Source organism: Nitrospirota bacterium, assembly GCA_040752355.1.
GTDB lineage: Bacteria > Nitrospirota > Thermodesulfovibrionia > Thermodesulfovibrionales > Dissulfurispiraceae > JBFMCP01.
Genome location: JBFMHE010000001.1, coordinates 303,804 through 323,070 on the forward strand (window position 1 = coordinate 303,804; position 19,267 = coordinate 323,070).

General features: G+C 60.3%; 21 protein-coding genes. 16 read left to right on the forward strand and 5 right to left on the reverse strand.

Annotation, left to right across the window (positions count from 1 at the left end):
• The first annotated feature begins 6 nt into the window (after positions 1 to 6).
• The 9 genes from nuoG (at position 7) to AB1805_01405 (ending at position 10,190) form a co-directional block, all read left to right on the forward strand.
• Complete coding sequence (gene nuoG, locus AB1805_01365; GenBank protein ID MEW5744075.1) at positions 7 to 2,433, forward strand: NADH-quinone oxidoreductase subunit NuoG; 2,427 nt, start codon at positions 7 to 9, stop codon at positions 2,431 to 2,433.
• On the forward strand, positions 2,430 to 3,386 hold the full coding sequence (gene nuoH / locus AB1805_01370) for an NADH-quinone oxidoreductase subunit NuoH (GenBank protein MEW5744076.1): 957 nt from the start codon (positions 2,430 to 2,432) through the stop codon (positions 3,384 to 3,386). The genes nuoG and nuoH overlap by 4 nt, the downstream gene beginning before the upstream one ends.
• A gap of 39 nt (positions 3,387 to 3,425) precedes the next feature.
• Positions 3,426 to 3,911: an NADH-quinone oxidoreductase subunit NuoI gene (gene nuoI / locus AB1805_01375; protein ID MEW5744077.1), complete on the forward strand. Its 486-nt coding sequence runs from the start codon at positions 3,426 to 3,428 to the stop codon at positions 3,909 to 3,911.
• Positions 3,908 to 4,438, forward strand: coding sequence for an NADH-quinone oxidoreductase subunit J (gene nuoJ / locus AB1805_01380; GenBank protein MEW5744078.1), 531 nt, complete (start codon positions 3,908 to 3,910; stop codon positions 4,436 to 4,438). The genes nuoI and nuoJ overlap by 4 nt, the downstream gene beginning before the upstream one ends.
• Positions 4,435 to 4,743 (forward strand): NADH-quinone oxidoreductase subunit NuoK, encoded by a 309-nt coding sequence (nuoK, locus tag AB1805_01385; GenBank protein ID MEW5744079.1) that lies wholly within the window; start codon positions 4,435 to 4,437, stop codon positions 4,741 to 4,743. Before nuoJ ends, nuoK begins: the two co-directional genes overlap by 4 nt.
• Positions 4,744 to 4,745: 2 nt before the next feature.
• Positions 4,746 to 6,650 (forward strand): NADH-quinone oxidoreductase subunit L, encoded by a 1,905-nt coding sequence (gene nuoL, locus AB1805_01390; protein MEW5744080.1) that lies wholly within the window; start codon positions 4,746 to 4,748, stop codon positions 6,648 to 6,650.
• Entirely contained in the window at positions 6,647 to 8,194 is a 1,548-nt protein-coding gene (nuoM, locus tag AB1805_01395; GenBank protein ID MEW5744081.1) for an NADH-quinone oxidoreductase subunit M, read from the forward strand. Before nuoL ends, nuoM begins: the two co-directional genes overlap by 4 nt.
• Positions 8,181 to 9,620: an NADH-quinone oxidoreductase subunit N gene (locus tag AB1805_01400; protein ID MEW5744082.1), complete on the forward strand. Its 1,440-nt coding sequence runs from the start codon at positions 8,181 to 8,183 to the stop codon at positions 9,618 to 9,620. The genes nuoM and AB1805_01400 overlap by 14 nt, the downstream gene beginning before the upstream one ends.
• Before the next feature lie 186 nt (positions 9,621 to 9,806).
• Positions 9,807 to 10,190, forward strand: a complete 384-nt coding sequence (locus tag AB1805_01405; protein ID MEW5744083.1) for a response regulator — start codon at positions 9,807 to 9,809, stop codon at positions 10,188 to 10,190.
• A gap of 148 nt (positions 10,191 to 10,338) precedes the next feature.
• Here AB1805_01405 and AB1805_01410 read toward each other — a convergent pair whose 3' ends face one another.
• From AB1805_01410 to AB1805_01420, 3 genes are all read right to left on the reverse strand, one after another.
• On the reverse strand, positions 10,339 to 10,629 hold the full coding sequence (locus AB1805_01410; protein MEW5744084.1) for a hypothetical protein: 291 nt from the start codon (positions 10,627 to 10,629) through the stop codon (positions 10,339 to 10,341).
• Between the two features lie 138 nt (positions 10,630 to 10,767).
• The gene (locus AB1805_01415; GenBank protein MEW5744085.1) at positions 10,768 to 10,890 is read right to left on the reverse strand and encodes a hypothetical protein; all 123 of its coding nucleotides are present in this window, start codon (positions 10,888 to 10,890) and stop codon (positions 10,768 to 10,770) included.
• Between the two features lie 492 nt (positions 10,891 to 11,382).
• Positions 11,383 to 11,694: a hypothetical protein gene (locus AB1805_01420; protein ID MEW5744086.1), complete on the reverse strand. Its 312-nt coding sequence runs from the start codon at positions 11,692 to 11,694 to the stop codon at positions 11,383 to 11,385.
• A gap of 265 nt (positions 11,695 to 11,959) precedes the next feature.
• On the opposite strand from AB1805_01420, the gene AB1805_01425 reads away from it, so the two are divergent.
• From AB1805_01425 to AB1805_01435, 3 genes are all read left to right on the forward strand, one after another.
• Complete coding sequence (locus AB1805_01425; GenBank protein MEW5744087.1) at positions 11,960 to 12,703, forward strand: transglycosylase SLT domain-containing protein; 744 nt, start codon at positions 11,960 to 11,962, stop codon at positions 12,701 to 12,703.
• A gap of 9 nt (positions 12,704 to 12,712) precedes the next feature.
• On the forward strand, positions 12,713 to 13,699 hold the full coding sequence (nadA, locus tag AB1805_01430) for a quinolinate synthase (GenBank protein ID MEW5744088.1): 987 nt from the start codon (positions 12,713 to 12,715) through the stop codon (positions 13,697 to 13,699).
• Between the two features lie 202 nt (positions 13,700 to 13,901).
• Complete coding sequence (locus AB1805_01435; protein ID MEW5744089.1) at positions 13,902 to 15,017, forward strand: SAM-dependent methyltransferase; 1,116 nt, start codon at positions 13,902 to 13,904, stop codon at positions 15,015 to 15,017.
• Here AB1805_01435 and AB1805_01440 read toward each other — a convergent pair.
• Both AB1805_01440 and AB1805_01445 read right to left on the reverse strand, forming a co-directional pair.
• The gene (locus AB1805_01440; GenBank protein ID MEW5744090.1) at positions 15,014 to 15,790 is read right to left on the reverse strand and encodes a sugar phosphate isomerase/epimerase family protein; all 777 of its coding nucleotides are present in this window, start codon (positions 15,788 to 15,790) and stop codon (positions 15,014 to 15,016) included. The two genes, AB1805_01435 and AB1805_01440, sit on opposite strands and share 4 nt — an antisense overlap.
• Entirely contained in the window at positions 15,787 to 16,107 is a 321-nt protein-coding gene (locus tag AB1805_01445) for an FmdB family zinc ribbon protein (GenBank protein MEW5744091.1), read from the reverse strand. Before AB1805_01445 ends, AB1805_01440 begins: the two co-directional genes overlap by 4 nt.
• A 184-nt stretch (positions 16,108 to 16,291) precedes the next feature.
• Here AB1805_01445 and rplU point away from each other — a divergent pair, with 184 nt between their 5' ends.
• The 4 genes from rplU to proB all read left to right on the forward strand — a co-directional run bounded on the left by rplU (position 16,292) and on the right by proB (position 19,119).
• A complete protein-coding gene (rplU, locus tag AB1805_01450) occupies positions 16,292 to 16,606 on the forward strand; it encodes a 50S ribosomal protein L21 (GenBank protein MEW5744092.1) in 315 nt (104 codons plus the stop codon).
• Between the two features lies 1 nt (position 16,607).
• Positions 16,608 to 16,892, forward strand: a complete 285-nt coding sequence (gene rpmA / locus AB1805_01455) for a 50S ribosomal protein L27 (GenBank protein ID MEW5744093.1) — start codon at positions 16,608 to 16,610, stop codon at positions 16,890 to 16,892.
• 99 nt (positions 16,893 to 16,991) lie between these two features.
• Entirely contained in the window at positions 16,992 to 18,008 is a 1,017-nt protein-coding gene (obgE, locus tag AB1805_01460; GenBank protein MEW5744094.1) for a GTPase ObgE, read from the forward strand.
• 10 nt (positions 18,009 to 18,018) lie between these two features.
• Positions 18,019 to 19,119 carry a glutamate 5-kinase gene (gene proB, locus AB1805_01465; GenBank protein ID MEW5744095.1) on the forward strand — a complete coding sequence of 367 codons (1,101 nt, stop codon included), beginning with the start codon at positions 18,019 to 18,021 and terminating at the stop codon, positions 19,117 to 19,119.
• The last annotated feature ends 148 nt before the right edge of the window (positions 19,120 to 19,267 follow it).

A 19,267-nucleotide genomic window follows, 5' to 3' on the forward strand; every position in this document is an offset into this window, starting at 1 on the left:
GCTAACATGGCAATTATTTATATCGACAGCAAGCCTTATGAGGTGAAGGACGGCCAGAACCTGCTCCATGCCTGCCTCTCGCTCGGCTTCGATATCCCCTACTTCTGCTGGCATCCGGCGCTGCATTCGGTCGGCGCCTGCAGGCAGTGCGCGGTGAAACAGTTCAGGGACGAGCGGGATGAGAAGGGGAGGATCGTCATGGCGTGCATGACACCGGCTGCCGACGGTACGCGCATATCGATAGACGATCCCGAAGCGAAGGCGTTCCGCAAGAGTGTTATCGAGTGGCTTATGGTCAACCATCCCCACGACTGTCCTGTCTGCGACGAAGGGGGCGAGTGCCATCTGCAGGACATGACGCTCATGGCCGGCCACACATCCCGGAGGTTCCGCTTCAGGAAGCGCTCCTATCCGAACCAGTACCTCGGCCCTTTGCTGTCCCACGAGATGAACCGCTGCATTCAGTGCTACCGCTGCGTCCGCTTCTATCGCGACTATGCAGGGGGACGCGACCTGGAGGTGTTCGCCCTGCGCGACCGGGTCTTTTTCGGCCGCTCCGAGGACGGCGCGCTCCGGAACGAGTTCAGCGGCAATCTCGTCGAGATATGCCCTACCGGGGTATTTACCGACAAGACCTTCAAGAAGCACTATACCCGGAAGTGGGATCTCCAGACAGCGCCCTCGATCTGCGTGCAGTGCGGGGTGGGCTGCAATACCATTCCGGCTGAGCGGTACAGGAAGCTGCGGCGGATACGCAACCGCTACAACGGCGAGGTGAACCGGTACTTCCTCTGTGACCGGGGGCGGTACGGCTACGAATTCGTGAACAGCGATCAGCGTGTCCGAGAGCCGACAGCGCGGTCCGTAACGGACCACAACGAGGCGTCGGGAACCGGAGCCAGACCCGGAAAGGAAGAAAGGATGACGGCGGAGACGGCGGTCCGCTCTGTTGCCGCTCTCCTCGCTTCCGGTGCGCGGACGATCGGCATCGGATCGCCGCGCGCATCACTCGAAGCGAACTTCGCCCTGCGCATGCTGGTCGGCCCGGAACACTTTTATAGGGGTATATCCGACAGGGATACGCGCATGGTCTCCCTGATCATCGATATCCTCGAAAACGGGCCTGCCCGCTCTCCCTCGCTCCGTGATGTGGAATCTGCGGACGCGATCCTGGTCCTCGGCGAGGCGGTGGCGGATACCGCGCCGGTGCTCAGCCTCGCGCTGCGCCAGGCGGTGCGGCAGAGACAGTTCGAGATCGCGAAAAGATTGCGCATACCGCTCTGGGATGACGGCGCGGTCCGCGCGGCTGCGCAGGATGAGAAGAGTCCTCTCTTCCTTGTAACTCCCCACCCGACGAAGCTCCGGGACATCGCCGCTCTCTCGTACCAGGCAGAGCCCGACGACATCGCGCGGCTCGGGTTTGCCCTCGCCCATGAGCTCGATAACGAGCTCTCCCCGGTCGAGGGGCTCGACGATGCGATGCGCACGCATGCCGCTGTCATGGCACAGGCGTTGATGAATGCGAAGCGGCCTCTCGTGGTCTCGGGAACGGGCTGCGGCAGCGAGGCGGTGATACGGGCTGCGGCGAACGTGGCGTGGGCCTTATGCACCGGCGAGAAGAGCGCGGGCCTCAGCTTTGTCGTCCCTGAATGCAATACCTTCGGCCTCGGCCTCATCGGAGGAGGCAGCTTGAATGAGGCGTTCACCGCTGCACGGCAGGGAAGGGTCGATGCAGTCGTCATCCTCGAAAACGACCTCTTTCTCCGTGCCGACAACGATGCAGTGGACAGCTTCTTCAAGAATGCAGGGCACACTATCGTGATAGACCACACCATGACGCCTACGGCATCCAGGGCCGGTGTAGTGCTTCCCGCCGCCGCCTTCGCAGAGGCCGACGGTACGCTGGTGAACCTCGAGGGCCGCGCACAGCGTTTCTACCAGGTCTTCGTGCCGGACGGCATTATCCAGGAGAGCTGGCGCTGGCTGCGGGACATCATGGCAGCAGCGGGGCGTGCAGAGGTCCGTGAGTGGAAAGGACTGGATGCGGTCATCGCGAGCCTGACCGAAGCGCTGCCCCTCTTCGGACCGGTCCGCGATATCGCGCCGCCCGCGGGCTTCAGGATTGCCGGAATGAGAATCCCCCGCCAGTCGCACCGGAACAGCGGACGCACGGCGATCGTCGCGAACGAGACCGTCTTCGAACCGAGGCCGCCGGGAGATCCCGACTCCCCGCTCGCCTTTACCATGGAAGGCTTCCCGGGGATGCCCCCGCCTGCGTTGATTCCGCGCTTCTGGGCGCCGGGCTGGAACTCGCCACAGGCAGTGATCAAGTTCCAGAGCGAGGTGGACGGTCCGCTCCGCGGCGGAGACCCGGGCAGACGGTTGATCGAGCCGTCGGCGAGGGTAAAAAATGCTGTAGAGGTGGCACGATGAAGAGCGTCGTTATTCCGCTCGCGATCATCGTCGTCGTCTTGTCCGTCCTGACGACCGTCAGCGCAGGGCTCATCTGGCTCGAGCGGAGGCTCCTCGCCCTCTGGCAGGACCGCTACGGCCCCAACCGGGTAGGGCCCTTCGGCCTGCTCCAGGTGGTCGCCGATATGATAAAGATCTTTTCGAAGGAGGACTGGGTCCCTCCCTTCGCCGACAAGCCGTTATTCGTGCTCGCCCCGGCCATTATCATGATCACCACCTTCATGTCCTTTGCCGTCATCCCCTTTGTCCCGGGCGTTCAAGTGGTGGATCTGAATATCGGGCTCCTCTTCTTCCTCGCCATGTCCTCGCTCGGCGTATACAGCATAGTCCTTGCAGGGTGGGCCTCGAACAGCAAGTACGCCCTGATCGGGGGGCTGCGGGGAGCGGCGCAGATGCTGAGCTACGAGGTCTTCATGGGGCTCTCGCTCATGGGCGTGGTGATGCTCGCCGGCTCTTTCGACCTCCGCGATATCGTCGAGACGCAGAGGGGATCATGGTTTGCCATACCGCAGTTCCCGGGTCTGATAATTTTCCTGATTGCAGGGGTGGCCGAGACGCACCGGCTCCCCTTCGACCTGCCCGAAGCCGAGAACGAGCTGGTGGCGGGCTTCCATGCGGAATACTCGGGGATGAAGTTCGGCATGTTCTTCGTGGGCGAGTATCTCGGCATCACCCTCATCGCTGCGATGATAACGACCCTGTTTTTCGGGGGGTGGCTCGGCCCGGTCCTGCCGCCTTTCGTCTGGTTCTTTCTCAAGACCTTTATAATCATCGGTCTGTTCATCCTGTTCCGTGCCTCCTTCCCCCGGCTCAGGTTCGATCAGCTGATGGCCTTCGGCTGGAAGGTGATGCTGCCCCTGGCGCTGCTGAATCTCCTGGTGACCGGCGGCGTCCTGCTGGCAAGAAGATCGTGAGGTGCAGCCGTGCTCAGTCTGTTACGCGCCTTGGGAATCATGCTTCTGCACACGTTCCGCAGGAGGGTGACGCTCCAGTACCCCGAAGAGAAGCAGCGTCTTCCCGCCCGCTGGAGGGGCCGCATCATCCTCTCGCGCGACCCTGACGGCGGAGAGCGGTGCGTCGCCTGCTATCTCTGTGCAGCAGCCTGTCCCGTGGACTGCATAGCGCTCCAGATGGCGGTGGACGGGACCGGGAGGCGCTATCCCTCGTTCTTCCGCATCAACTTCTCGCGCTGCATCTTCTGCGGCTACTGCGAAGAGGCATGTCCGACCTGCGCCATTCAGCTTACGCCGGATTACGAAATGTCCGAATACGGGCGGCAGGCGCTGGTCTACGAAAAAGAGGACCTGCTGATCAGCGGGCAGGGGAAGTACCACGGCTACAACTATTACAAGGTAGCGGGGATCGCGATAGGAGGAAAAGCAAAGGGCGAAGGCATCGAGGAGGAGCCCCCGGTGGAGGTGAGGAGCGTGCTGCCGTGAGCGAGCTCTTTTATATAGCTTCGGCAATCGCCGTCGTCTCGACGGCCATGGTGGTTACGAGGCTGAACGCGGTCCACGCGCTCCTCTACCTGATCGTCTCGCTGCTCTCGGTGGCGCTGGTCTTCCTCTCTCTGGGCGCGCCGTTCGCAGCGGCGCTCGAGGTGATCATTTATGCGGGCGCTATCATGGTGCTCTTCGTCTTCGTCATCATGATGCTCGCTATGGGGCCGAATAACAGCTCTCAGGAAAGAGGGGTTCTGGCCCCGAGGGTATGGATAGGGCCGGGCTTCCTGGCCTCGATCCTGGTGATCGAGCTGCTCTTTCTTTTTCTGCGCAGCCCGGCGCCGGCGGCTGCCGGTCTGCCTGTCGAGCCGAAGCAGGTCGGCATCTCTCTTTTCGGCCCTTATATGATCGGTGTCGAGCTCGCATCGCTGCTCCTCCTTTCAGGAATCGTCGGCGCCTATCATCTGGGACGGCGGGACAGAGGGAGCAAGCCGAACGGACGGGACCGGGGGGAGCGGCGATGAACGCGGTACCGGCCGAGCACGGTCTCATCGTCGCAGCGCTGCTCTTTACCATCGGGCTGGTCGGCGTGATGGTGCGCCGCACGACGATCTTCTTGCTCATGTCCATAGAGATCATGCTGAACGCGGCAGGGCTCGCTTTCATTGCCGCAGGCTCGCGCTGGGGGCAGCCCGACGGACAGGTCATGTTCATCTTCATCCTCGCGATGGCCGCTGCCGAAGTGTCCGTCGGCCTCGCCCTGATCCTCCAGATCTACCATAAACTGAAAACGTTGGATGCGGATGCAGTCAGCACCATGAGGAACTGATGATGAAGGCGCTGCTCTGGCTCATCCCTGCCTTTCCCTTTGCCGGGTTCCTGGTCCTCGCGCTTGCGGGCAGGCATCTTCCGCGTCCTGCGGCGGCGACGGCGGGTGCCGCTGCGACGGGACTCTCGATGGCCGCTGCCCTGACGCTCGGGACGGCATTCCTCGCAGCGCCGCCGCAAGGGCACGCGCTCTCGAGCGCGCTCTGGACCTGGATATCGGTGGAGGGGTTCGCCCCGGCGATAGCGTTTCGTCTCGATGCGCTCTCGCTGGTCATGATGCTGGTGATCACGACCGTCGGCTTCCTGATACAGCTCTACTCGGTCGAGTTCATGGAGAATGAGGAGGGATACAGCAGGTTTTTCGCTTTTACGAACCTCTTCATCTTCTCGATGCTCGTGCTCGTCCTGGCCGACAATCTCCTGCTGCTCTACCTCGGATGGGAGGGAGTGGGCCTCTGCAGCTATCTCCTCATAGGGTTCTGGTACCGGGATCCGGCAAACGGGTATGCTGCGCGCAAGGCCTTCGTGGTGACCCGCGTCGGCGACGCGGCGCTCGCCCTGGGCCTGTTCCTGCTTTTTTCGCACCTCGGCACGCTCCATATTCAGGAGCTTATGGCACGGGCTGAGCGATTGTGGACGCCGGATGCGCTGCTGCCGGTCGCTGCCGCAGCGCTGCTCCTGGCCGGAGCGGTAGGGAAATCGGCGCAGCTCCCGCTCCAGGTCTGGCTTCCCGATGCCATGGCCGGGCCCACGCCGGTGAGCGCCCTGATCCACGCAGCGACCATGGTGACCGCAGGCGTATACCTCATCGCCCGCACCAACGTGATCTTCCAGCTTGCGCCCTCCGTACAGTTCCTCGTGGCCTTGATCGGCGCCTCGACCATGCTCCTCGCGGGGTTCAGCGCGCTCGCCCAGCGGGACATAAAGCGCGTGCTCGCCTATTCCACGATGAGCCAGATCGGCTATATGTTTCTCGCCCTCGGGGTCGGCGCCTGGTCCGCCGCTATATTCCATTTCATGACGCACGCCTTCTTCAAGGCGCTCCTCTTCCTGGGTGCGGGCGCGGTCATCGTGAGCCTCCATCATGAGCACGACCTGTCCAGGATGGGCGGACTCCGGCGGCAGATGCCGCTCGTCTTCTGGCCCTTTCTCATCGGGGCGCTCTCCCTGTCCGCCCTCCCGGTGGTGACCGCCGGCTTCTACAGCAAAGACCTGATCCTTTACCGCGTCTGGGCCTCGGGCGCTGCGGGACCCTGGCTCTGGACGGCAGGTGTCCTGGGTACGTTCATAACCTCTCTGTACACCTTCAGAATGGTCTTCTCCATCTTCTTCGGAACGATGAAGACAGGCATTTCGGCGAGGCCGGGGGCGCTCATGCTCGCGCCCCTCGTCGTGCTGGCTATTCCCTCACTGGTTGCGGGAGTGATCGAGATGCCCGGTACGTTCAGCTATATCGGGGGGAACCTGCACCTCTTCACCAGCCTGATGCACACGGCGCTGCCCCCTTTCGCAGAGGTCCATCTCAGGGGCAGCGTCGAGGTCGTTCTGGAGGCGGTTATCGAGGCTGTACAGCTGTCGGGAATTCTCCTCGCGTATCTTCTGTTCCTCCGCAGGACCGATCTCGCCGCACGGCTCGCGGGGAGCCGCACAGGAGAGGCGGTGCGGAGCATCTGGTACGCGGGCTGGGGCTTCGATCGCCTTTACGATGCCCTGATCGTCAGGCCCTTTCTCTGGGCGGCGCGGGTGAACAGGAATGATGTCATCGATCTCCTCTATCTCGGTGTCGCGCAGTCCGCCCGCGGGCTCAATCGCCTCGCTGTCTCATTGCAGACGGGAAAGGTCCGGTGGTACGCGTCGGGCATGGTCCTCGGCGCGGTCCTGCTCCTGGCGTTCGCGGTGCTGCTATGATACTCCTCTGGTTTGTCCTGCTTCCGCTTATCGGCGGCGTGGTCGCCTGGAGGGTGGAGCGCCTCGATCCCGCGGTGTCGCGCTGGACAGCGCTCATCGTCCTCGCGGTGCTGTTCGGCCTCGCGCTCGGCATGTGGCTCGAACAGAGGGAGTATGCGCAGATGGGGCTGCTCGCGCCGGAGGGCATGTGGCTGGTCGAGCTCGAACGGCCCTGGGTGCCCTCCCTGGGCATAGGCTTCCATCTCGCCATGGACGGCCTCAGCCTGCTCATGGTGCTGCTCACCCTTTTGCTCGGCATCATGGCGGTCGCCGCCTCCTGGACCGAAATAAGAGAGAGAGCGGGGTTTTTCCACCTCCAGCTCCTCTTCATGCTCGCCGGCATCAACGGCGTGTTTCTCGCCATGGACCTCTTCCTCTTCTATTTCTTCTGGGAGCTCATGCTCGTCCCGATGTTTCTGATAATCGACATCTGGGGACACGAGCGCCGCCGCTACGCAGCGGTCAAGTTCTTCATCATCACCCAGGTGAGCGGACTGCTGATGCTCGTCTCGATCCTCGGCCTCTACTTCGTGCACGCCGGAGCAACCGGGGCCTATACCTTCGACTATCCCCGGCTCCTCGGCACGCCTGCAGGAGGCGTCTCCGGCTTCTGGCTCATGATGGGCTTTCTCATCGCTTTTGCGGTGAAGCTCCCGGTCATTCCCTTCCATACCTGGCTGCCCGACGCCCACACCGAGGCGCCGACCGCCGGGAGCGTCATCCTCGCCGGGCTCCTCCTGAAGACCGGCGCGTACGGGATGATCCGCTTCATATTCCCTCTTTTCCCCGACGCCGCATCCGCGGTCGCCCCGGTCGCCATGGCGCTCGGCGTCTTCGGAATTCTGTACGGCGCGGTGCTCGCGTTTGCACAGTCCGACCTCAAGCGGCTCGTCGCCTATACGAGCGTGAGCCACATGGGGTTTGTCCTCCTCGGTCTGTTCGCGGGGAATACCCTCGCCCTCCAGGGAGCGGTGATGGAGATGATATGCCACGGCATCGCCACCGGAGCGCTCTTCATCCTCGTCGGTGCGCTCCAGGAACGGCTCCATACCCGCGAGATGGGTCGCATGGGCGGCCTCTGGGCAGCAGCGCCGCGTATGGGCGCCGCGGCGCTCTTCTTCGCCCTCGCGCTGCTGGGGCTGCCGGGCCTGGGTAATTTTATCGGCGAGTTCCTCGTGCTGCTCGGGGCCTATCGCGTGAATTATGCCGTGACCGCTGTCGCGGCGGTCGGATTGGTTACCGCCGCTGTCTACGCACTATGGATGCTCCAGCGGGTTTTCCAGGGACCGAACCTGCACGAACGGAAGATCCCCGACCTCGATTTCCGGGAGACAGCGGTCATGTCCGTCATGATCGTCCTCCTCGTCTGGCTCGGAATGTATCCCCAGCCGGTGTTCGACATGACAGGAGGACTCTTCGAAGATATGCGGAAGGGAATAGCGCAGGAAGAGCAGGGGATGAGTTATGCATCGGCGCCGGGAGACGCCGCCGATGAGCGCCGCTGACCTCACCGCCTTGCTGCCCCTCATCGTGCTTGCGGCCACACCGGTCGTCGTGATGGTGGTGATCGCCTTTCACCGGAGCCACAGGGTGACCGCGCTCATTACGCTGGCGGGCATGGCAACAGCGTTCGGTATGCTCCGGCAGGCAGCGGCAGCAGGACCGCGCCGGGTGACGGCGCTCCTCGTGATCGACGCCTACGCGCTGTTTTATGTGGGGTTGATCCTGGCTGCGGGCATTATCACCGCTCTGCTCGCGTATGAGTACTTCAGGAGACGGGACGGTGCACCCGACGAGTTCTATATCCTTCTCCTGATTGCGACCGCCGGCGCCGCGGTGCTTGCAGCGAGCAGCCACTTCGCCTCCCTCTTCCTGGGGTTCGAGATGCTCAGCGTTTCGCTCTACGCCATGATAGCCTACCAGCGAGGGAGAGAGCGCAGCGACGAGGCGGGCTTGAAGTACCTGATCCTCGCCGGGACATCGTCCTCCTTCCTCCTCTTCGGGATGGCCCTGGTCTATGCCCGGACAGGGACTATGGAGTTTACCGGCATCGCCGGGAGCGCTGCCGCGATGCAGGGGGAAGCCGTATTCATCAGCGGGCTCATAATGATTATCGTCGGAATAGGGTTCAAACTCGCCCTCGTCCCCTTTCACCTCTGGACTCCCGATGTCTACGAGGGGGCACCGGCCCCGGTGAGCGCTTTCATCGCCACCGTCTCGAAGGGCGCTGTCTTCGCGCTCCTGCTGCGTCTCTTTGCGGTGATGGATATTCACGATTCCCCTGTCCTGACCGCTATATTCGCTCTTCTCGCTGCTGCCTCCATGCTCATCGGCAACATTCTCGCCCTCTTTCAACACAATGTAAAGCGCCTTCTCGCCTATTCATCGATTGCGCAGCTCGGGTATGCGCTGGTGGCGGCCATCGCCGGCGGCGCGCTCTCCGCAACCGCGGTGAGCTACTATCTTGCCGCCTACTTCATAACGATCCTGGGCGCCTTCGGCATTGTCTCTCTCCTTTCGGGGGGCGAGGCCGAGGCCGAGATGATCGAAGAGTACCAGGGGCTCGCCTGGCGGAGGCCCTGGATCGCCGGGAGCCTGACGGCGCTGCTGCTCTCCCTCGCGGGCATCCCGCTCACCGCTGGCTTCATCGGCAAGTTCTATGTGGTCGCCGCAGGGGCGAGGTCGGCCTTGTGGCCGCTGCTCATCGTCCTGGTCATCAGCAGCGCCATCGGGCTCTTCTATTATCTGCGCGTTATCGCCGCCCTGTACGCGCGCGTTCCGGAAGAAAGAGAACGCGCCGGCATAGCGCCGTTCCTTTCCTTCACCGGGAGCGCGGTACTGATACTGCTCATCACCGCGCTCATCGTCCTCGGCATCCATCCCTCGCCGCTCATCGCCCTGCTCGAGACCACCGTGGCCCGCCTGCTGTGAGCGGATGTAAATAAAGCCTGTGGAGGGTCCTTTCGGCTGCCGGTCTACCGCCCGGCTCCATTTTATTGTATGCTGAGTGGTATATCTCGGACGGCGGTGTTGAGTTGAGTTATATAAGATATGTTAAAGTACTATGCTGAAAACGAGATGCGCTTAGCGAAGAGATGATGCGAGGTGTCCGGAGCCATGCCTGAGAACAGAAGTGCGAGAACCGCAGTACTGCTTGCAGAAGACGATGGAGGGATCAGGTTCCTGCTCAAGACGCTCCTTGAGCAGGCCGGCTATGCCGTTATCGAAGCTGCCAACGGCGAGGAGGCGGTGAAGGCGTATATCGGCAACAGGGACGTTATACAGCTCGTTCTGCTCGATGTCATGATGCCCAAGAAGACGAGCAAAGAGGTCTGCGAAGAGATCGGCAAGATCAATCCCGATGTCAAAACGATCCTGATGAGCGGGTATCCCAAGGAAGTTTTACAGGGGAGAGGCCTCCTCGAAGAGGGCGTTGCGTTCCTTTCGAAACCGGTGGACCCCCAGGAGCTCCTGAAGAAAATGTCCGAACTGCTCTCGTAACCATCGCGGGGCCGGGGGCCCCTTCAGCCTTCATCCTTCAGATTGTTCAGGCATGTCTGTTCATGAGGGTTCTCTATGCCGCGTCGGCCGGTCCCTGGCAGCCCCTGAAAACGGCGCCAGGGCAGCGGTCACCCTGGGTTACGTGAGTCTAGAATGAGAGTTCTTTTCGTTTCGAGTCCTTTTCGGCGGTCAGTCCCGACATCTTATACATGAGCGTTTTGTCCTGCCGGGGGATGAAACGCGCATTCAGTCCGCTGATCGAGAATTTAACGCCGCCGTTGACCCCCTCTTTGAGGAGGTTGTCCATCTCGAGATAGGCGACCTTGTAGCCGGTATTGACGCCCTCGTTGATACCGAAGAGCCATCCGCAGGCGAAGCTCGCGGGAATCGACAGGATCACCAGTATACGTTTCAGTTTCTTCATGTTCAGTATGCTCATCTCTCAAACCTCCTTGCGGTGCTTCCAGGGGGGGACCCCCCCTTTGTTACCTCTTATCCGCTTGATGATGAAGCTTTCAGTATACCATCTTTAATCTACCAGTGCAGGGGCCCCCGATGCACCGGAACGATAGGCCTATTAATAATTTTTATGGTCCTGCCCGGTGGCGATGATGCCGGTCCAGCTCGACTCATAGCCCACATGCATCTCTTCAACCGGGGCGTCGACGAGGGAGGGGTAGCTTTCCCCCAGGTCAATCATCAGAGAATAACGCTCCCTGATGGAAAGGGTCTGGTAGAGGGGTGATTCCATCAATATAGAGATAAGTTTACGAAAACCGCAACCGCTCATATACTCACCTCCGGTACGATGTCGAAAAATATATTTCAAGTTGCGTGCCAGCGATGCCCGGAATGGGTGCTATCAGACCGCGATCAATGGATAAATATGCCAATATAACAAAAACTTGCGTACTGGAGAAGAGGCGCCGTCGATGGGACCGGAGCGCCTGTTGTGATAAGCGTGATTATGAGCTTGTCTGAAATGGCCGGGCCATTTTGAGCTATCTATCAGGCCAGCGGGGTGAAATGATCCCGCTGTAGCGCCATGTCATCCTAATGGCGGCAAGGGGGTATCGGTCTCTCCGCAACAGAGAAAAAGAGGCCGTGTGGTTGGAGGGGCACACGGCCGTCAGGAGAAAAGAGTATGTCAGTAATTAAATGGTAGCAGAAAAAAGGAAGCTGTCAACTTTTTTTATTTCTCCCGTGTATCGCGATAGGGCTCGACATCGTCGATCGATACCTTGAAGAGCTGCTCCTCTCCCGGTTTCGTGATAATCAGGTCTTTGCATATCTTGTACTCTTTGCCCTGATAATGGCTTCGGTCGCAGATCTCTTTCACTGTGTAGACCTTTTTCTTGTAGACGACCCTGCCGTGGTGGTGCACGCTCTCCAGGACGCTGTCGATCCTCTGCTGCCTTCCCCGCAGCATCAGTTTTCTCACCAGCAGGGTCGTGAGATATCCTGCTGCCAGAAGGGCGGTCACTACGTACGCGATCTGTTCCATAGTATATTCCTCAGCCTCCTTCGAGAGGGCGCTTCCTTGCGGGCCCCCTCTTCCCAAGCATATAGCATTAAGCATATCCCATGCCAGTGCCGATAATAAAGAGAGATGGTTGAAAACAGGGGGATGATGCCGTACCGCCCTGAAGCGTAAAGGCGTGAACTGGAGGGACTCCCCTACAGGAAGGGAAAAATATTCCTCGCACCTATTCATTAATAATGATCGTGGCGGTGAGCGGTTCGCTTGAATCGACGGCACGGAGCATGGTATGATTGAGACGATGAAGAGATGGTTGATTTTGTTAGCGATGCTGCTCGCGACCGGCGAGGCGAAGGCCGATATTTTCACCTACCAATCGCCCGACGGCTCTGTTCACTTTACGAATTGCCCTGTCGATAAGAGCGGCAGGATCGTTTACAAAGAGCAGCAGACCCCCAAGGAGAGCCCCAAAAAAGAGGCGGCGCCGGTCCGTGCGAAGAGGGAGCCGTCTCCCCGCTCGTTCGACCTCCACTCGCTTGTAGAGGAAAAGGCGCGGCAGCATGACATGGACCCCCAGCTCATCAAGGCGGTGATCAAGGCCGAGTCGAACGGCAACCCCAACGCGGTCTCGCCGAAAGGCGCCTGCGGCCTGATGCAGCTGATGCCCGGCACTGCATCCCTCCTCGGCGTCGCCGATATCTTCGACCCCGAGGAGAACGTCGACGGCGGGACCCGATATCTCAAGTATCTGCTCGAGAAGTTCGGCGGCAACACGGTCCTCGCCCTTGCCGCTTATAACGCAGGGCCGAAGCGCGTCGAGAAGAAGTGGGCCGTCCCCTCCATCCCCGAGACCGTGGCCTATGTAAAGAAGGTGATGGCGTCCTATACGGGAACGGCGCCCATCACCATGACGGCGCAGGAACTGCAGCGCGAAATAAAGAAAGAGTATAACCGCATCAAGCGGTTCGTTCAAGAGGACGGCACCATACTCTTTACCAATTCGTATCTCGCCACTTCGTATCAGAAAAAATAGGGCTATCCGATGACCACTGCGGCAGGGACGTTGCGGGAGGAAATACTACGGCTGAAAGCTGAACGCAAGGCGATCATCCTCTCTCATAATTATCAGCGCGACGAGGTGCAGGATATTGCCGATTACGTAGGTGATTCGCTCGAGCTTTCTCGTATTGCCGCGACACAGGAATGCGAGGTCATCGTCTTCTGCGGCGTCCACTTCATGGCCGAGAGCGCCTCGATCCTCTCTCCCGACAAGGTGGTCCTCCTGCCCGAGATCAGCGCCGGCTGCCCCATGGCGGAGATGGTGCAGGTCAGGTCTCCCCGGAGCGTCTGGAAGACCTTCCCCGGCTATGCTGTCCAGCCGGTCTTCGTCTTTCCCCATGACTTTACTCTGAGGGACATCAAAGCGCGTTACCCCGGCGTGCCGGTCGTCGCCTATGTCAACACAACGGCCGAGGTGAAGGCCGAGAGCGATATCTGCTGCACGTCGGCCAATGTCGTCAAAGTGGTCGAGTCGCTGCCCGATGAGCGGGTCATCTGTATCCCGGATCGCAATCTCTCGATGTGGGCGGCCAGGAACACCAGGAAAGAGATCATCGCTTGGGACGGGTTCTGCCATGTCCACGACAGGGTCACCAAAGAGGATGTCGAGCGGGCGAGAGCGGAGCATCCTGCCGCGCTCTTCATGGCGCATCCCGAGTGCAGGCTCGAGGTGCTCGAGCTCGCCGACCACGTAACGAGCACGTCGGGCATGCTGCGGTTCGCCCGCGAATCCGGTGCGAGGGAGCTCATCGTCGGCACCGAGCTGGGGCTGATGCACCGCCTCACGAAAGAGAACCCGGGCAAGATATTTCACCCGCTCAGAAGAGACATGATCTGCCCTAATATGAAGAAGACCACCCTCGGCAGCATCCTCGCCGCGCTCAAGGAGATGAAGCCGGTGATCAAGGTGCCGGAAGAGATCCGGATACCCGCAAAGCGCGCCCTCGACCGGATGCTGGCGATACGGTAAGGAGTCACACGTACAGCGGGGCGATCTGCAATGAAAAGTTGTTCCCAGCGATACCTTGAAGTATTAGCTAACCACGACTATAGCCTTACTGGAAAACCAGGTATATTCTTTAGCGATGAACTTGCAAAGCCCGTGATGGGATTCATCGCTTTGGAACGGCTTTTCATTGCAGATCGCCCTGCTGTGTTCTGGGAACAGGTACATGAATCCTCTTGAGCAGAAAATAGCCGATAGAATCCGTGCCGAGGGGCCGCTCAACTTCGAGACCTTCATGGAGATGGCGCTCTATTATCCCGGCCTCGGATATTACACGAGAGAGGCCGCGCGCATCGGCAGGGCAGGGGACTTCTACACCAGTCCCCATCTCCACTCGCTCTTCGGCGCCATGCTCGGCAGGCAGCTCGAAGAGATGTGGCAGCTCATGGGGAGGCCCGATACGTTGCATGCCGTGGAGATGGGCGCCGGAATGGGATACCTGGCGAAGGACCTGCTCGACTACCTAAAGCATAAGGAACTATATCCTTGTCTGGCCTATACGATCATCGAGCTGAATCCGTCGATGCGGCGCAACCAGGAGGAGCTGCTCCGTGAGCACACGGGGAAGGTGTCGTGGGCATCGGCGCTCCGTGACCTCTCTTCGATGAGGGGCTGTATTGTATCGAATGAGCTCCTCGACGCCTTTCCGGTGCGTCTTGTCGAGATGGATGACGAGCTTTCCGAGGTTTATGTTTCGGTATCGGAGGAAGGCCACTTTATCGAAGTGAAGAAGCCCTGCTCTCCGGAGATAGCGGACTACTTCGCTGGCTTCTCGATCGCGCTGCCCAAGGGGTTCAAGACCGAAGTGAACCTGCGCATCAGGGAGTGGCTGCAGGATATCTCCCGCTGCCTCGAAGAGGGTTTCGTGCTGACCATCGACTACGGCTATTCCGCGGGCGACTATTACAGCGAGGATCGGAGCCGCGGAACGCTCCTCTGCTACCATCAGCACCAGCTCAACGAGAATCCCTACCAGCACATCGGCGAACAGGACATGACCGCGCATGTCAATTTTTCCTCCCTCAAGAAGTGGGGAGAGCAATACGGGCTGAAGGCGGTCGGCCTCTGCTCGCAGGGACCCTATCTCGTGGCGCTCGGCATCGATGAGGTGATCACCGAGCGGTACGGCCCTGCCCCCGACCCCTTCGAGATGGCGAGAGTGAAGAAGCTGCTCTTCCCGCAGGGCATGGGGGAGTCCCACAAGGTGATGATACAGTATAAAGGGAAAGCCGACCCGCATCTCCGGGGCTTCTCGTTCCGCAACCAGGCCGGAAAGCTCTAGCGCGCTACCTTGCCGAGGTATTCTTCCAGACGGGAGATGCTTTTCAAGAGCCGCTCCGGGGTGTGGGCCTCTATGGTGTGGATGCACGGCTTTCCCTTGAGCAGAGAGAAGAGCGTGGAGAAATCTATGGCGCCTTCTCCCAGGGGAAGATGCTGGTCGGCGCTCCCGTCGTTGTCGTGCAGGTGGAGCTCGATGAGGTGATCTCCCAGTGCGTCGATCCATGCCCCGAGAGGGAGCGATGAGAAGAGGTTTGCGTGGCCGGCGTCGAAGCAGATGCCGAAGTCGCGGGCGTTCATCTCTTGCATCAGGAGCTTCAGGTTCGACGGCTCGTCTTCGAAGATATTCTCGATAGCGATCATCGCGCCGACGCGCCGAGCCCGCTCGAGCAGGGGCGCCCAGGTCTCGAGGCTCTTTTCGAGCCACAGGTCCACCCTGAGCGCATATTTCCACTTCTCGTACCCCGAATGAAACACGATCGCGCGCGGCTTCAGCGCCTCGGCAGCATCGAGCACCTGGTGGAAGCGCTCCATCGTTACCGCCCGCACCTTTGCATCGACCGCGCCGGGCGAGAGGTCCATGAACGGCGCATGGAAGGTGAGCGAAGGGTTGTGTGTCAGCATTCCCGAAACCCTTTCGAGGCCGCCCGGCGCGAGCGTATCGAGGACCTGAGCGCCGAAGTATATCTCGAGATTCAGTCGATGCTCGAGAATAAAGGGGAGGTGCTCATCGATCTTGTCGTAGGGGACATGAGCATGCGGGGAAGTAATGCTCATGTGGAGGAGGCGGGCTCCTTCTTCGTATCCGCTTTGGGTTCGGCCTTCGCCTCTGCCTTGGCTCCTGCGGCGCCGTCCGGTTTATCGGGAGCCGCTTTCTTGTCCGCAGCCTCTTTGCCTTTGGCGTCGCCTTCGGACTTCCGGGCGTAGTCGGTGACGTACCAGCCCGACCCTTTCAGGACAAAGGAGGTGTTCGAGATGAGCTTCTTCACCTCGCCGCCGCACTCGGGACAGGCCGCCAGGGGGGAATCGCTGAATTTCTGGATGATCTCGTGGCTCTTTCCGCATTTGAGACACTCGTACTCATATATCGGCATCGGCTATTGTTCCTCCTCGATGAAACACTGTAGTATAATAACTATAACCAAGCATCGCGGGTCAGTTCAAGCCGCACGGTGGCTGCCGCCGGTTCCTTCAGCGGGGAAACCTTTTGTATTATTGACTTTATCGGAAGGTTTCTGCTTAAATATTAAGTCGAAATCGTTACGGAGGTATCATAACATGTATGCAATAGTCGTGGCAGGAGGCGAACAGATACGGGTCGCTGCCGGAGATACGGTGAAGGTCGACAGGATCAACGGCGACGTCAACACCGAAGTGGTGCTGGATAAAGTGCTCATGATCTCCGGTGAGGGCAAGACCGTTACGGGCAGGCCCTATATCGAAGGCGCACGGGTAAAGGCCGAAATCGTCGGCGCAGGGAGGACGGACAAGATACTCGTCCTGAGGACCACTCCCAAGAAGGCCCACAATAAAGTGAGAGGCCACCGGCAGCACTACACCACGCTTAAGATCAAAGAGATCATCGGAGGATAACATGGCACATAAAAAAGGCGTAGGAAGCACGAGAAACGGCCGTGACAGCGAGTCGAAACGGCTCGGAGTGAAGAAGTACGGCGGGCAGGTCGTCCGCGCCGGCAATATCCTGGTGCGGCAGCGCGGGACCAAATTCCACCAGGGGCTCAATGTCGGCAAAGGGTCCGATGACACGCTCTTCGCCCTGGTCGACGGCGTCGTCAGGTTCGAGAGAAAAGACAAGACCAGAATGAAAGTGAGCGTCTACCCGGTAGCGGAGTCCCAGCCGGCGCCGGCGAGCGCGTAACAGCAGAGCGAATCGTTACGAGAGGCGGGTCATGACGAGTGACCTGCCTCTTTCATTTCAGCATCACTTCAGTAATCTCATAGTACCCTTTCTTTAACTATGCAATTCGTCGATTACGTAAAAATTCAGGTGAAGGCCGGCGACGGCGGGCGGGGATGCGTGAGCTTCCGCCGCGAAAAGTTCGTCCCCCGGGGCGGCCCCAACGGCGGCGACGGCGGGCGGGGCGGCCATGTCATCCTGCGCACCGACAGAGAGCTGAACACCCTTTACGACTTCCGCTACCGCAAGGAGTATAACGCCGAGCGCGGAGAGCACGGCAAGGGAAGCAATAAGCACGGCAGGGACGGAGAGGACCTCATCATCCCCGTGCCGGTCGGAACCGTGGTCAGGGATGCCGGGACCAACGAGGTGGTCGCGGACCTCGATCACGAGAACCAGGAGCTGATCGTCGTCCGGGGAGGGCGGGGTGGCCTCGGGAACGCCCATTTCGCCACCGCAACGCGCCAGGCGCCGAAGTTCGCCCAGCCCGGAGAGCCGGGCGAAGCGCGACAGCTCACGCTCGAGTTGAAGCTCCTCGCCGATGTCGGCCTCATCGGATTGCCGAACGCCGGGAAGTCGACGCTCATCTCGGTCATCTCCGCAGCCCGTCCGAAGATCGCGGATTATCCTTTCACCACGCTCATCCCCAACCTCGGCGTGGTCAAGCTCGAGGACTTCCGGAGCTTTGTCGTGGCCGACATCCCGGGGCTGATCGAGGGCGCGCATCGCGGCGCAGGGCTCGGCTTCCAGTTCCTCCGGCATGTGGAACGGACCTCGCTGCTGCTCCACCTCGTCGACTGCTCTGACCTGCTCACGAGCGACCCTGTCGAGGATTTTGAAAAGATAAACCGAGAATTAGTATTATACAGTCCCGAGCTGGAGCACAAGCCGATGGCGGTGGCCGGGACCAAAACAGACCTGGCGCACGAGAAGGCGCGGCTGAATAAGCTCCGCGACTACTGCACGGCAAAGGGGCTCGATTTCTTCGCGCTCTCCGCTGCGACCGGCGAGGGAGTGCGTGAGCTCGTGATATACCTCGCCGAAAAGGTGAAAGAGCAGCGGAGCAGCGGTCGATGAAGGTGACAGCATGAGCAGAGTCGTCATAAAGATCGGCAGCAACATCCTGGCCGACGCCTTGGGCGGATTAAACCAGAAGCGGATATCCTCCATCGCCCGCGATGTCTCGGAGGTCTGCGCTCAAGGGCACGAAGTGGTCATCGTCTCCTCCGGCGCCGTCGCCGCAGGCATGAAGAAGCTCGGGCTCAAGGAGAAGCCGAAAGAGATACGCCTCAAGCAGGCCGCTGCTGCGGTGGGACAGTCATCGCTCATGTGGGCTTATGAGAAGAGCTTCGAGCGCCACAAGCGCAAAGTCGCGCAGGTGCTGCTCACGCGCGAGGACTTCTCCGACCGCGAGCGCTATCTCAATGCGAAGAACACGCTCGTGACGATCCTCTCCTACGGCGTCATCCCGGTCATCAACGAGAACGATACCGTCGCCACAGCCGAGATCAAATTCGGCGACAACGACCAGCTCGCCGCCCTCGTCTCGGGCCTCATCGATGCCGAACGCCTCATCATCCTTTCTGACGTTGACGGCCTCTATCCCGTCGATCCCCGGCAGGACCCCGACGCCGAGGTGATCCCCTATGTGGACGAGATAACGCCCGAGCTCGAAGCCGCTGCCGGAGGGACCGGCAGCACCGTGGGCACCGGCGGCATGTACTCGAAGATCCTTGCAGCGCGGAAAGCGCTCTCCTACAACATACGCGTCAATATCGTCAACGGCCGCAAGAAGGGCCTCATCGCCTCGCTTCTGCAGGGCGGCCACGCCGGCACCGAGTTCAGGCCGAAGGCGAAGAGCATCTCTTCCCGGAAAGGCTGGATCGCCTATGCCGTGAAACCCAAGGGCAGCCTCATCATGGACGACGGCGCCGTAAATGCGATCCTGAAATCGGGCAAAAGCCTGCTCCCCTCCGGCATCGTCACGGTCGAAGGCGCCTTCGACATCGGCGACGCCGTCTACTGCGTAGACTCAAAAGGCGCCCGCATCGCCAAGGGCATCGTCAACTATTCCTCCGTCGACATCTCCCGCATCAGAGGCAAAAAGACCTCCGAGATAGAGTCCCTCCTCGGCTACAAATACTCCGACGAGGTTATCCACAGGGATAATCTCGTGGTGCTGGCGTAGCACTTCGGCTGTCATCCTCTTTCCTTAACCTGTATTCACTTTGCGTCGTTCTTATTATTCGACATAGCCCCGCGTTTCGTTGAATAAAAGAAACGACTCGATTAAACTTGACCTTAATAAAAATGAAGATATGACGATAAGGATAAGA

Bases quoted from the DNA above. Each gene is read 5' to 3' on its own strand.
- obgE (MEW5744094.1), top strand. From the start codon at position 16,992: ATGCAATTCGTCGATTACGTAAAAATTCAGGTGAAGGCCGGCGACGGC.
- rpmA (MEW5744093.1), top strand. From the start codon at position 16,608: ATGGCACATAAAAAAGGCGTAGGAAGCACGAGAAACGGCCGTGACAGC.
- rplU (MEW5744092.1), top strand. From the start codon at position 16,292: ATGTATGCAATAGTCGTGGCAGGAGGCGAACAGATACGGGTCGCTGCC.
- AB1805_01400 (MEW5744082.1), top strand. From the start codon at position 8,181: ATGAGCGCCGCTGACCTCACCGCCTTGCTGCCCCTCATCGTGCTTGCG.
- nuoI (MEW5744077.1), top strand. From the start codon at position 3,426: ATGCTTCTGCACACGTTCCGCAGGAGGGTGACGCTCCAGTACCCCGAA.
- AB1805_01410 (MEW5744084.1), bottom strand. From the start codon at position 10,629: ATGAGCATACTGAACATGAAGAAACTGAAACGTATACTGGTGATCCTG.
- AB1805_01445 (MEW5744091.1), bottom strand. From the start codon at position 16,107: ATGCCGATATATGAGTACGAGTGTCTCAAATGCGGAAAGAGCCACGAG.
- AB1805_01440 (MEW5744090.1), bottom strand. From the start codon at position 15,790: ATGAGCATTACTTCCCCGCATGCTCATGTCCCCTACGACAAGATCGAT.
- AB1805_01415 (MEW5744085.1), bottom strand. From the start codon at position 10,890: ATGATTGACCTGGGGGAAAGCTACCCCTCCCTCGTCGACGCCCCGGTT.
- AB1805_01435 (MEW5744089.1), top strand. From the start codon at position 13,902: ATGAATCCTCTTGAGCAGAAAATAGCCGATAGAATCCGTGCCGAGGGG.
- AB1805_01405 (MEW5744083.1), top strand. From the start codon at position 9,807: ATGCCTGAGAACAGAAGTGCGAGAACCGCAGTACTGCTTGCAGAAGAC.
- nadA (MEW5744088.1), top strand. From the start codon at position 12,713: ATGACCACTGCGGCAGGGACGTTGCGGGAGGAAATACTACGGCTGAAA.
- proB (MEW5744095.1), top strand. From the start codon at position 18,019: ATGAGCAGAGTCGTCATAAAGATCGGCAGCAACATCCTGGCCGACGCC.
- nuoL (MEW5744080.1), top strand. From the start codon at position 4,746: ATGAAGGCGCTGCTCTGGCTCATCCCTGCCTTTCCCTTTGCCGGGTTC.
- AB1805_01420 (MEW5744086.1), bottom strand. From the start codon at position 11,694: ATGGAACAGATCGCGTACGTAGTGACCGCCCTTCTGGCAGCAGGATAT.
- AB1805_01425 (MEW5744087.1), top strand. From the start codon at position 11,960: ATGATTGAGACGATGAAGAGATGGTTGATTTTGTTAGCGATGCTGCTC.
- nuoG (MEW5744075.1), top strand. From the start codon at position 7: ATGGCAATTATTTATATCGACAGCAAGCCTTATGAGGTGAAGGACGGC.
- nuoH (MEW5744076.1), top strand. From the start codon at position 2,430: ATGAAGAGCGTCGTTATTCCGCTCGCGATCATCGTCGTCGTCTTGTCC.
- nuoK (MEW5744079.1), top strand. From the start codon at position 4,435: ATGAACGCGGTACCGGCCGAGCACGGTCTCATCGTCGCAGCGCTGCTC.
- nuoM (MEW5744081.1), top strand. From the start codon at position 6,647: ATGATACTCCTCTGGTTTGTCCTGCTTCCGCTTATCGGCGGCGTGGTC.